Annotated in this window: 1 protein-coding gene; it reads left to right on the top strand. The window is 52.5% G+C overall.

Annotated elements, in window-relative coordinates; all coding sequences use genetic code 11:
• On the top strand, positions 1-14,164 hold a 14,164-nt coding region (locus ACGF7G_RS19265), incomplete at its 5' end, for an amino acid adenylation domain-containing protein (RefSeq protein ID WP_387467637.1).
• Between the last annotated feature and the right edge of the window lie 397 nt (positions 14,165-14,561).

Here is a 14,561-nt window from a genome sequence, read left to right as displayed (position 1 = left end):
GGATGCGCAGGATAAGCGTTTGGTGGCTTATGTGGTGGCAACAGCGGATGAGGGGCTGGCAAATAGCCTGCGTACCCATCTGAGCGCTATTTTACCGGATTATATGGTACCAACGGCCTTTGTGCGGCTGGAAGCGCTTCCGTTGACCCCGAACGGCAAGCTGGATCGCCGGGCGCTACCGGCACCGGATAATGAAGCGTTTGCCCGTCAGGTTTATGAAGCGCCACAAGGGGATACGGAAATCACATTAGCGGCAATTTGGTGTGAGTTGCTGGGCGTTGAGCAGGTTAGCCGACATGACAATTTCTTCGCGTTGGGTGGTCATTCTCTGCTTGCGGTACGGATGATTGAACGTTTGCGTCACTTGGGGTTGACGTTGGCAGTGCGTAATCTGTTTCAGTCTCCGGTGTTATCAGACTTGGCTCAAACGTTGGGGCAGCACCGGGCTGTGGTGGTGCCACCGAATGTCATTACGTCAGCGACGACGACACTCACGCCGGAAATGTTGCCACTGATCGATCTGACTCAGGCTGACATTGACCGCATCGTCAGGCAAGTGCCGGGTGGGGTGGCTAATCTTCAGGATATCTATGCCTTGTCGCCATTGCAGGATGGCATTTTGTTCCACCATTTATTGGCAAATGAAGGGGATCCGTATCTGGTGATCAGCCAGATGGCTTTTGCTGACAGGCTGCTGTTGGACCGTTATTTGGCCGCAGTACAACAGATGGTTGATCGGCACGATATTCTGCGTACGGCTGTTATCTGGCAAGGATTGTCAGTGCCGGCACAGGTGGTCTGGTGTCAGGCACTATTGTCGGTCACTGAATTGACGTTGGACCCGGCTGATGGGCCGATTGGCGATCAACTGGTTCAACGTTTTAATCCCCGTCATTATCGTATTGATTTAGGTCAGGCACCGCTGCTGCGTTTTGTCGTGGTTCAGGAGACCGATGGCCGCTGGTTATTACTGCAATTGCTGCATCATCTGATTGGCGACCATACCACACTGGACGTCATGAACCGTGAAGTACAAGCTTGTTTGGACGGACAGCAGGATAGCCTGCCTGCGCCGGTGCCGTTCCGCAATCTGGTGGCGCAAGCCCGGTTGGGTATCAGTCAGGAGGAACATACCCGCTTCTTTACCAACATGTTAGCGGCGGTGGATGAACCTACGCTGCCGTTTGGGCTGGCGAACGTGCATCATGATGGCTCGCAGGAGACGGAATCCTACCGGATGCTGACTACCGGGTTAAATGATCGTCTTCGCCATCAGGCCCGGCATTTGGGTGTCAGTCTGGCGGCGCTGTGTCATCTGGCCTGGGCCCAGGTGTTATCACATACCAGTGGTCAGGAGAAAGTGGTGTTTGGTACCGTGCTGTTTGGGCGCATGGCGGCGGGAGAAGGGGCTGACAATGGGATGGGGCTGTTTATCAATACCCTGCCGTTACGGTTGGATATCGATGATACCCCGGTTAGGGACAGCGTGCGGGCGGCCCATTTACGGCTGGCCGGATTGCTGGCGCATGAACATGCGTCACTGGCGCTGGCCCAGCGGTGCAGCGGGGTTGCCAGTGGTACGCCGCTCTTTAGTGCCCTGCTGAACTATCGGCATAATGATCAACCGGATCCGCTGAATGAAACGATGGCCGGGATTGAATTCCTGGGCGGACAGGAGAGCACTAACTATCCCTTTGGGTTGTCGGTGGAGGACGGGGGTTCCACTTTGGGACTGACGGCGAGTGCAGTACAGCCGTTTGATCCGGACCGGATATGCGGTTATATGCAGCAGGCGCTGGAGAGTCTGGTAGAGGCGCTTGAGCAGGCACCGGAGACGCCGGTACGGGCGCTGAATATCCTGCCGGAAACGGAACGCACGTTGTTGCTGGAAACCTGGAATGCCACGGAAACCGTCTATCCTGAGGCGTTATGTATTCATCAGTTGTTTGAGCAACAGGTGGAACGTATTCCGGAGGCGACGGCACTGGTGTATCAAGAGCAGACGCTGAGTTATGCCGAATTAAATGCCCGTGCCAACCGTCTGGCCCATCAACTGATTGCGTTGGGTGTCACACCCGACCAGCCGGTGGCGATTTGTGTGGCACGCTCCCCGGCGATGGTAGTGGGATTGCTGGCGGTGCTGAAAGCTGGCGGGGCTTATGTGCCGCTGGACTCAACTTACCCGGGGGAACGTCTGGCGTATATCCTGAATGATACGGCGCCGGCAGTGGTCCTGGCTGATGCCACCGGCTGGGCGGTGCTGGGCGAGGAGGCGTTGGCGGGATTGACAGTACTTGACCCGAACATTCTGCCTGACCAGCCGGACAGCAACCCGCAGGTCCCGGCGTTGACGCCTCAGCATCTGGCGTATGTGATTTACACCTCCGGCTCAACCGGGCAGCCGAAAGGGGTGATGGTAGAGCATCAGGCGATTTATCAACGGTATCTGGGTTTTAATGAGACTTATGCCGTCACGGAGCAAGACCGAGTGTTGCAATTTGCCGCTTTTGCGTTTGATGTTTCAGTGGAAGATTTTTTCTCATCATTATGCAATGGCGCGACGTTAGTTCTTCGCGATGATAGCTGGCTGGCTTCAATGCCGGCATTTATTGCCTTAACCCAGCAATATCGTATTACAGTGGTATCGCTGCCAACTTTATTCTGGTCTGAACTGGCGGCCAGAGAGACGGGGTTACCGCTGCCGGATTGCCTCCGACTCATCATCATTGGCGGTGAGGCGGTCAAAAAGAATGCTATTCAGGACTGGTTCAGGCAGGAAGGCCACCGGCCCCGGTTGTTGAACGGTTATGGTCCGACGGAAAATGTCGTGACGGTGACCTATAAGGAGGTGTTATCCCCAGCCGATACGCATTCTATTGGCCGGCCGGCTAAAAATGCCCGCATCTACCTGCTGGACCAATATGGTCAACCGGTACCATTAGGCTGCGTGGGTGAAATGTATATTGGTGGCGTTGGTGTGGCGCGGGGTTATCTTAACCGGCCAGAACTGAGCGCAGAACGTTTTATACTGGATCCTTTTAATCCGGTATTCGGTGCGCAGATGTACCGGACTGGCGATTTGGCCCGCTACCTGCCGGACGGTGACCTGGAATTCCTGGGCCGTAACGACCAACAGGTTAAAATTCGCGGCTTCCGTATTGAGCTAGGTGAAATTGAAACCCGGTTACTGGAATACCCGGCGGTACAAGAGGCGGCGGTACTGGCGCGGGAAGATGGGCAGGATAAACGTCTGGTGGCTTATGTGGTGGCGGAAGCGAATGACGGGTTAGTTGCCTGTTTGCGTGAGCACCTGAGTGCGATTTTACCTGACTATATGATACCGGCGGCCTTTGTGCGCCTGGATACCTTCCCACAAACCCCGAACGGTAAGCTGGATCATCGTGCGCTGCCAGCACCGGACGAAGCGGCGTTTGCCCGTCAGGTTTACGCGGCACCGCAGGGAGAAACGGAAATTGCCTTGGCGGCGATTTGGTGTGAAATCCTGGGCATTGAACAGATCAGCCGGCATGATAATTTCTTTGCCCTAGGGGGGCATTCACTGTTGGCGGTACGGGTGATGAACCGGATGGCCGCTTTCGATGTTGAATTGCCGCTGACCAGGCTGTTCAAATTCCCGTCTTTGGCTGCCTTTGCTGAGGAGATCAGCACTACCCAGCTTGATAAGCAAGACAGAGCATTGTCTGCCATCCTGCCGATATCCCGCGAGGGTGAGTTGCCGTTGTCATTCGCTCAACAGCGCTTGTGGTTCCTTGCTCAGCTTGATAGCGTCAGTGAGACTTATCATATCCCGATCGCGTTGAGTTTGCGTGGTCAGCTGGATATTGTCGCTTGGCAGCAAGCACTTAACGCTTTGTTTGCTCGCCATGAAGCGTTACGTTCTGTCTTTGTCTCCATTGAAGGGCAGCCACAAGTGCGGCTGTTGGCACCGGATGGCGGCTTGCTGTTATCTCAACATGACCTGCGCGGGCTCCCGGATGCGGAGGGTGTTCTTGAGTGCTTGTGCGCCGAGGAAGCTCGCGCATCATTTGACCTTAACCGTGGCCCGCTGATCCGCGCCAGTCTTATCCGGCTTACCGATGACGAATACGGATTCCTGCTCACCCAGCATCACATTATTTCCGATGGTTGGTCTGTCGATGTGCTGGTAGGGGAACTGAGCGCACTCTATTCGGCGTTTTTGGCCGGACAGCCGGATCCCTTGCCCCCGCTGGCGATTCAATACCCGGATTATGCTGCCTGGCAGCGTCAGTGGCTGTCAGAGGAACGTGTTCAGATTCAATCTGACTATTGGCGTACTCTGCTGGCTGACGCGCCGGTCTTACTGGATTTGCCTACTGATCGGCCTCGTCCGTCTGAGCAGTCGTTTGTCGGGAATGCCGTGCCGGTTAACCTGGATACGGCATTAACGACGGCACTTAAACGCTTGAGTGAGCAGCACGGTGTCACGTTATTTATGACCCTGTTGTCAGCTTGGACGGTGGTCCTGTCGCGTCTGTCAGGTCAGGACGATGTGGTGATTGGCACACCGAGTGCAGGCCGCAGTCGTCAGGAAGTGGAGCCGTTGATCGGATTCTTTGTCAATACGCTGGCGTTACGCATGGATGTTTCGGGTGATCTGACGGTGACTGAATTATTGGCGCGTGTACGGCAGACCGCCTTAGCGGCACAGGAACATCAGGATTTACCATTTGAGCGGGTGGTGGAAATCGTACAGCCGCCGCGCCGACTGGCGCATACCCCGCTGTTCCAGGTAATGTTTGCCTGGCAGAACAATGAGAGCACGGCATGGCAACTACCGGGGCTGGCCGTGTCACCGGTCAATCAAGCCGTTGATATTATCAAGTTTGATCTTGAACTGGGCTTGTCAGAAGAGGAGGGCCGGATTGTCGGTGCGTTGAGTTATGCCACTGCTCTGTTTGATCAATCGACAATGGAGCGACAGGTGGGATATCTGCACACGGTGCTGCAAGCTATGGCCGCTCATGCTCAACAGCGGATCGGGGAGATCGATATCCTGGCACCGGCGGAGCGCAAGCTGTTGCTGGAAACCTGGAACGCAACGGAAACCCCTTATCCTGAGGCGTTATGTATCCATCAGTTGTTTGAACAACAGGTGGAGAGAACCCCAGAGGTGACGGCGTTAGTGTATGAAGAGCAGAGCCTCAGTTATGCCGAACTAAATGCCCGCGCCAACCGGCTGGCCCATCAACTGATTGCTCTGGGGGTCGAGCCGGATCAGCGGGTAGCGATTTGTGTGTCACGTTCCCCGGCAATGGTGGTGGCATTGCTGGCAGTGATGAAATCTGGCGGGGCCTATGTGCCGTTGGATCCAACCTATCCGTTGGAGCGGTTGGCGTATATTCTGAATGATACTACTCCGTCAGTGGCGTTGGCTGATGCGACCGGACGAGCAGCATTGGGTGATAAGGTGTTGGGCGGGCTGACGGTACTTGACCCGAATACTTTGCCAGACCAGTCGGACCGCAACCCGCAGGTCCCTGCGTTGACGCCACAGCACTTGGTTTACGTCATCTATACCTCTGGCTCAACTGGGCAACCGAAAGGGGTGATGGTGGAACATCAGGCGGTGTATCAGCGTCACTTGGGCTTTAATGAAACTTACGCGATCACGGCGCAAGATCGGATGTTGCAATTTGCTTCCTTTGCTTTTGACGTTTCAGTGGAAGAATGTTTCTCGACATTATGTAATGGCGCTACGTTGGTCATGCGTGATGACCGTTGGCTGGCTTCTATGTCGGAATTTATTGCCTTGGCCTGGCAGAACCGTGTCACGGTGATGTCTCTGCCTACATTATTTTGGTCCGAACTGATTGTCAGAGACAACAGTGCATTACCGCTACCGGATTGTCTCCGGTTAATTATCATTGGTGGTGATGCGGTGAAAAAGGGTTCCATTCAGGACTGGTTTGCCCGGGAAATCCATCGGCCCCGGCTGTTGAACGCATATGGCCCGACAGAAAATACCGTGACGGCGACCTGCCAGGATATCTTATCCCCGACAGATGATAGTTCTATCGGCCGACCACTTAAAAATACCTGTGTTTACCTGTTGGACAGATACGGTCAGCCAGTACCATTAGGCTGTGTTGGCGAAATGTATATTGGCGGAGTGGGTGTAGCACGGGGTTATCTTAACCAGCCGGAATTGAGCGCTGAACGTTTTATACCGGATCCTTTTAGTCCAGTATTCGGTGCGCGGATGTATCGTACTGGGGATTTGGCCCGCTATCTGCCGGACGGTAATCTGGAATTCTTGGGCCGTAACGACCAGCAGGTGAAAATTCGGGGTTTCCGTATTGAGCTGGGGGAAATTGAAACTCGGTTGATGGAACACCCGTCAGTGCAAGAGGTGGCAGTGCTCGTGTTGGATGATGGGCAAGGAAAACGGCTGGTCGCTTATGTGACAGCGGAAGTGCAGGCGGGGTTGGCTGCCCGTTTGCGTGAACACCTGAGCGCCGTTTTACCTGATTATATGATCCCGGCGGCCTTTGTGCGGCTGGATACCTTCCCGCAGACCCCGAATGGCAAACTGGATCGCCGGGCGTTGCCAGCACCGGGGGAGGAGGCATTTGCCCGTCAGGTCTATGAAGCCCCGCAAGGGAAGATGGAAACGATGCTGGCGGCAGTCTGGTGTGAGTTGCTAGGGGTTGAGCAGATAAGCCGGTATGACAGCTTCTTTGCCTTGGGGGGACATTCGCTGCTTGCCGTGCGCATGATCGATCGATTGCGGCGTATCGGCCTGAGTGTATCGGTAAAAACGCTATTCCAGTATCCAACACTCTGTATTTTGGCACAGTCCCTGGTTCAGCATGATGAAATTCAGGTGCCTGACAACCATATTACACTGGATACTACGGTACTGACGCCGGCGATGTTGCCGCTGATCGATCTGACTCAGGCTGACATTGACCGTATCGTCAGGCAGGTGCCGGGCGGGATGGGCAATATCCAGGATATCTATGCACTGTCACCGTTGCAGGATGGTATTTTATTCCACCACTTACTAGCAAACGAAGGGGATCCGTATCTGTTGGTGGAGCAGATGGCCTTTGCTGACCGGGCTCTGTTGGATCGTTACCTGACGGCGGTTCAGCGGGTAGTTGATCGGCACGATATTCTACGTACCGCCTTTATCTGGCAAGAATTGTCAGTGCCGGCACAGGTGGTCTGGCGTCAGGCCCAATTGTCGGTAACGGAACTGACACTGAACCCGGCCGACGGCCCGGTCAGTGACCAGTTAACCCGGCGTTTTGATCCAAGTCAGCATCGTCTTGACCTGAGTCAGGCACCACTATTGCGTTTTGTTATTGCTCAGGAAACTGATGGCCGTTGGATTGTATTAGAATTGCAGCATCACCTGATTGGCGATCATGAAACGATGGAAGTGATGCACCGTGAAGTACAGGCGTATCTGACGGGGCAGGAGGAGAGTCTGCCTGCACCGACACCGTTCCGCAATTTGGTGGCACAAGCCCGGTTGGGGGTGAGTCAGGAAGAACACACCCGTTTCTTTACTGATCTGTTAGCGGAGGTAGATGAACCCACCCTGCCGTTTGGTTTGACGGAAGTGCATCGTGATGGCTCGCAGGTGACGGAATCCTACCGGATGTTGTCAGCCGAGCTAAATAACCGTTTGCGGCATCAGGCGAGACATCTGAGCGTCAGTTTGGCAGCGTTGTGTCATCTGGCCTGGGCCCAGGTATTGTCGCGCACCAGCGATCAACAAAAAGTGGTGTTTGGCACCGTGCTATTTGGGCGTATGCAGGCGGGGGAAGGGGCAGACAACAGTATGGGGTTGTTTATCAATACCTTGCCGCTACGGCTGGATATCGATGAGACCTCGGTACGGGATAGCGTACAGGCTGCCCATAGCCGGCTGGCCGAACTATTGGAACATGAGCACGCGTCACTGGCGCTGGCCCAGCGTTGCAGCGGGGTGAGGGGTGATATCCCGCTCTTTAATAGCCTGTTGAATTATCGGCACAATACCTTGCCGACAACATCGGATGACATCATAGACAGTATTGAATTTCTGAGTGCACAAGAGCGAACCAACTATCCGTTAATACTGTCAGTGGAGGACTTTGGTGGATCTCTGGGGCTGACCGCTCAGGTCGTGCAGCCGCTTGATCCGGCAAACCTGTGCGGTTATATGCAGCAGGCATTGGAAAGTCTGGTGGAGACGCTTGAGCAAGCCCCGGAGACACCGGTACGAGCCCTGAACATCCTGCCGGAAGCGGAGCGTAGATTGTTGTTAAAAACCTGGAACGCGACAGAAACAGTTTACCCTGACCAGTTATGTATCCATCAGTTGTTTGAACAACAGGTGGAGAAGACCCCAGAGGCGATAGCACTAATAGCAGGAGATAAAACCCTGAGCTATATGGAATTGAATGCTCGTGCTAATAGGTTGGCTCGTCAGCTGATTAAGCAAGGGATTGGTCTTGGTGATCATGTTGCGATCTTGTTTGAGCGATCGATAGAACTGGTGGTGTCCCAATTGGCGATTCTCAAAGCTGGTGCCGTTTACGTGCCGATTGATCCTAATGTGCCGAATGAGCGGAAAAACTGGCTGATAAGTGATTGTTCCGCCAGGTTGTTGCTCACCGATACACAGACTGATATTCCGGCTGACCTGACTGTTCCGCTGCTTCGTCTCTCTGATGAGGAGAATACGAGTAGAGAGGAAGCGTGTTTCAACCTTGACTTACCGCGTTTTAGTACCGAATCAGCGTATATCATGTATACCTCCGGCTCGACTGGAATGCCAAAAGGGGTGGTAGTGCTTCATCGTGCGGTGGTCCGGCTGGTCATCAATAATGGCTATGCTGAAATTGGACCGGATGATCAGGTTGCCTTTACGGCTAACCCGGCTTTCGATGCCAGCACGTTTGAAGTCTGGGCACCATTGCTCAATGGTGGCGTGCTAGTGGTTATCGACCGCGCCACATTATTGACACCACCGGAATTAATACGGGTTCTACAGGCTCACCGCATCACGGTTCTGTGGCTGACTATCGGGTTATTTAACCGGTTGGTGGTAGAGTTATCTCCAATTCTTCCGCAGATTAAGATCCTGATTTTTGGGGGAGATATTCCCGATTTACATGTGATTGCCAAGGTTTTGGATAATCGCCCGCCACAACAATTATTGCAGGCTTATGGTCCGAGTGAGGGAACCACCTTTACCACGATGTATCCTATCAAGGCATTAACGCAGGGAGCGATCCGGGTCCCCATTGGTCGGCCAATCGCGAATACCCGTGTTTATCTGCTGGATGCGTATGGTCAGCCAGTGCCGTTGGGGGTAGTTGGAGAAATTTATGTCGGGGGGGATGGGGTAGCCTTGGGTTATTTCAATCGTTCTGAGTTAACTGCTGAACGTTTCCTGGTGGATCCGTTTAGTGATAACCCGAATACACGCATGTACCGTACCGGGGATTTGGCGCGTTATCTGCCAGACGGCAATCTGGAGTTTATGGGCCGCAACGATCAACAGGTCAAAATCCGGGGATTCCGTATTGAACCGGGGGAAATTGAGACACATCTGGTAGATCACCCGGCGGTGCGTGAGGCGGCTGTGTTGGCATTAGGTGATGGGGCGGATAAACGGCTGGTGGCCTATGTAGTGGCACCGGAGGATGACGGGCTGGTGAATAGCTTGCGTGTTCACCTGAGTAAAATTTTGCCTGATTATATGGTGCCGTCAGCCTTTGTGCGGTTGGATGAGTTTCCATTGACCTCGAACGGTAAGCAGGATCGTCGTGCACTACCGGCCCCGGACAATGAAAACGTGGTCCGTCAGGTTTATCAGGCACCACAAGGCGCAATGGAAATGACCCTGGCGGCGATTTGGCGTGAATTACTGGGGATTGAACAGATCAGCCGGTATGATAATTTCTTTGCCCTGGGCGGCCATTCACTGCTTGCGGTGAGTATGATTGAACGCCTGCGTCACCAAGGGTTAACCCTGACGGCGCGTGATCTGTTCCAGTCTCCAATACTGTCAGATTTAGCCCAAACATTGGGACAGCATCAGGCTGTGATAGTGCCGTCTAACGTCATTACGTCAACGACGACGACGCTTACCCCGGAGATGTTGCCGCTGATCGATCTGACTCAGGCTGACATTGACTGTATCGTCAGACAGGTGCCGGGCGGGGTGAGCCATATTCAAGATATCTATGCCCTGTCGCCATTGCAGGACGGTATTTTGTTCCACCATTTACTGGCAAGCGCAGGGGATCCGTATCTGGTGGTCAGCCAGATGGCCTTTGCTGAGCGGACTAAGCTGGACCGTTATCTGGCGGCGGTGCAACAGGTGGTTGATCGTCACGATATTTTGCGTACCGCCTTTATCTGGCAGGAGTTGTCTGTGCCGGCTCAGGTCGTCTGGCGTCAGGCTCCTTTATCGGTCATTGAATTAACTCTGGACCCGGCTGATGGGCCGATTTGTGAACAACTGGCTCAACGTTTTAATCCTAGTTATTATCGTCTTGATCTGAATCAGGCACCATTGTTGCGGTTTGTGGTGGCGCAAGAAGCCGATGGCCGCTGGATTGTCCTGCAATTGCAGCATCACCTGATTGGCGATCATACCACGATGGACGTGATGAACCGTGAGGTTCAGGCGTATCTTGCCGGACAGGAGGACAGCCTGCTTCCCCCAGTTTCTTTCCGTAATTTGGTAGCTGAGGCCCGGTTGGGGATCAGTCAGGAAGCGCATATCCGCTTCTTTACCGATATGCTGGCGGCGGTGGATGAACCCACGCTGCCGTTCGGATTGACGGAGGTGCATAGTGATGGTTCACAGGTGATGGAATCCCACCGGATGTTGGTACCTGAGCTGAATGATCGTCTGCGTGGTCAGGCCCGGCGTTTGGGTATCAGTTTGGCGGCGTTGTGTCATCTGGCCTGGGCCCAGGTATTGTCGCATACCAGCGATCAGGAGAAAGTGGTGTTTGGCACCGTGCTGTTTGGACGCATGGCGGCGGGAGAAGGGGCTGATAGTGGCATGGGGCTGTTTATCAATACTTTGCCGCTGAGGCTGGATATTGATGATACCCCGGTACGGGACAGTGTACAGGCTGCCCATACCCGACTCGCCGGGCTCTTGGAACATGAACATGCTTCACTGGCGCTGGCCCAGCGTTGCAGTAATGTGCAGGGGGAGATCCCCCTCTTTAGCAGCTTGCTGAATTATCGGCATAATACATTGTCAACAACGCAGGATGATCTGATCAGTGGGCTCGAATTCCTTGATACGCAGGAGCGAACCAATTATCCGTTAGTGTTGTCGGTGGAGGATTGTGGTGAATTCCTGGGATTAACTGCTCAAGTTGTCCAGCCGTTTGATGCGGATCGGATATGCGGTTATATGCAACAGGCGCTGGAGAGTTTGGTGGAGGCGCTTGAACAAGCGCCTGAAACGCCGGTACGGCAGTTGGAAACTGTGCCGGAAGCGGAGCGTACATTGCTGTTAGAAACCTGGAACGCGACGGAAACCGTGTATTCTGATGCGTTATGTATTCATCAGTTGTTTGAACAGCAGGTGGAGAAAACCCCGGATGCGCCCGCGTTAGTGTATGAAGAGCAAACCCTCAGTTATGCTGAATTAAATACCCGTGCCAACCGGCTGGCCCATCAGCTGATTGCTCTGGGGGTAGAGCCGGACCAGCGGGTGGTGATTTGCGTATCACGTTCACTGGCAATGGTGGTGGCGGTATTGGCGGTGCTAAAAGCCGGCGGTGCGTATGTGCCGTTGGATCCGGTCTATCCGAGTGAACGTCTGACCCATATCCTGAATGATGTTGCGTCGTCAGTGATACTGGCTGATGAGGCTGGCTGTGCTGTACTGGGCAGAGAAGCGCTTATCGGGCTGACGGTACTGGACCCCAATATTTTGCCTGACCAGATGGATACTAATCCGCAGATACCGGCGCTGACTTCACGGCATCTGGCGTATGTGATTTACACTTCTGGTTCGACTGGTATACCGAAAGGGGTAATGGTTGAACATGATTCTCTCTTAAATTTACATGGAGCGTTGACAGCGAATGTATTTGCGCCTTCATCTGCCCCTTACCGGGTTAGCTTGAACGCAAGTATTGCATTTGATGCGGTATTGCAAAACTTACTAGGTCTACTGAATGGTTATACGCTGGTAATTATTCCTCAAGAGGTGCGAACTGATAGTGCGGCCTTATTACAGTGTTTAGTCACGACTAATCTTGATGTGTTGGACTGTACCCCAATGCAATTAGAGATGCTGTTGGCCGCAGGTTTGTCTCAATATAAAAAAGGATTGATTTTGTTGATTGGTGGTGAACCCATACCAATACAAACCTGGCAGACTATAGCCGGTATACCGCAACTGACGGCCTATAATGTCTACGGTCCAACGGAATGTACAGTAGATGCGACGCTGGCCTGTATAGAGCCTGAGCATCCTTATCCGACTATTGGTCGTCCGCTGACCAATACCCGTCTTTATTTACTGGATAACCAGGATCATCCTGTGCCATTGGGAGCGGTAGGGGAATTGTACATTGGTGGTGCTGGTGTGGCGCGTGGCTATCTGAATCGCCCTGAATTGACCGCTGAACGTTTCCTTATCGATCCGTTCAGTGATAAACCAGGTGCCCGCATGTACCGCACTGGAGATTTGGCGCGTTATCTGCCGGATGGCAATCTGGAGTTTCTTGGCCGTAATGATCAACAGGTTAAGATCCGCGGTTTCCGCATTGAACCGGGGGAAATTGAAGCCCGGCTGATCGAACACCCGGCGGTATGTGAATCGGTGGTGTTGGCGTTGGGAGACGCGCAGGATAAGCGTCTGGTCGCTTATGTTGTGGTGCAAACGGATGAGGGGCTGGCGAATAGCCTGCGTGCTTACTTGAGTGCAATTTTACCTGACTATATGGTGCCGTCGGCCTTTGTGCGGCTGGATGCACTTCCGTTGACCCCGAACGGTAAGCTGGATCGTCGAATGCTGCCAGCGCTGGATAATGACGCGTTTGCCCATCAGGTTTATGAAGCGCCACAAGGGGAAACTGAAATTGCACTGGCAGCTATTTGGCGTGAGTTGCTTGGGGTTGAGCAAGTCAGCCGACATGACAATTTCTTCACGCTGGGCGGTCATTCTCTGCTTGCCATGCGAATGACAAATCTTGCCGCCAGTTGTGGTTTGGTTTGCACATTAAATGCTTTATTCCAGTTCCCGGTGCTGTCTGAACTGGCATCTAAAATCACGTCAGATTTATTGTCTCAACCGCAAAGCAGCGCCATATCGGTGCGAACGGCTGGAACGGAATTGCCGCTGTTCTTTGTTCCCAGTGGATTGGGGGACCATTCCTATGTCTTCGGGCTGGCTCAACATATCCAGTCAAGCTATCCGATTTATGCCCTTCCCTGGTCATCCATCAGTGAAGAACCGATGTCAACGATGGAAGAACACGTAACCAGAATGATCAGCTTGATGAGAGCGGTTCAGCCGGAGGGCCCGTATCGGATATGTGGTTACTCTTCCGGCGGCATATTGGCTTATGCCATTGCCCAGCAGCTTTTGCATACTGGTGAGACGGTGAACTTCCTGGGATTGATTGATTCGCCGGCACCTCATTATGTCAGCGAACAGCCTATGCAGCCTAAACATCAGTTCTTTACCGAGTTGGCAAGGCAGTTTGGGGAAGAACACACTGAGGAGATAGCAGCGTTGTACCAGCGAATCAATGAGCTGAATTTAGTCCAGTTTATTGAAGCAGCACAGGAGTTGGCGTTATACCCGGGCAATCTGCGCGCTGATTTAATCGCAAAACGTTGGGAACAGATAGAGTGTTATGCGCAAATAGTTGGAAATTATGAGCCGCAAGGACTAGCGGTAACGTTGCATCAATTTTATGCGATAGAACCTTCCTCCTCTTTTATTACGGATGAAGAACCAGAATCGTTAAATATAGAACTGTCGCTAGGCTGGGCGCAGATAATATCTGATACTTCGCTTAAGTTGATTGCGGTACCGGGTAACCATTTTAGTTTATTGGAGGAGAATGAAAATAAAGCGGCTTTAGCGCAGGCTATGAATAGGGTGCTGGCAATCAATTGTGACAGGGAGGTGTTGTAATACAGATATATTAATCAATATTGAATAATTTAATATTAGTGTGATAATCCGGTATATATTGTTTATGCCGGATTATTTCTATGCTAAAACAGAATAAGGAAAAGGATGATTTTTATAATAAATTATTTGATTATATCTCTTCGTTATTGTTGTTATTTTCTATTATGTGATCTATATCTAATTATATTGTTAATTTTATTTTGTTTTTTTGATTTTCAGGGTATCTCGACTGTGTATTTAGTTGTAGAGTAATTATTGAAAATATTTATTTTGATAAAAATAATAGAAGACTTAATAATGACAATGTATTTCCTGGTGATGATATAGGCTGATTTAATCAGCTTTAATTTCATGATCTCGTCTTGGTATATATTGTTTTTATTTTAAACAACTCGGG

Origin of the sequence: Photorhabdus sp. RM323S (genome assembly GCF_042879375.1) — a bacterium.
Classification (GTDB): domain Bacteria; phylum Pseudomonadota; class Gammaproteobacteria; order Enterobacterales; family Enterobacteriaceae; genus Photorhabdus; species Photorhabdus tasmaniensis.
Note: the sequence above shows the minus strand (reverse complement) of the source record. Positions and strands in the feature narration are given on the sequence as shown.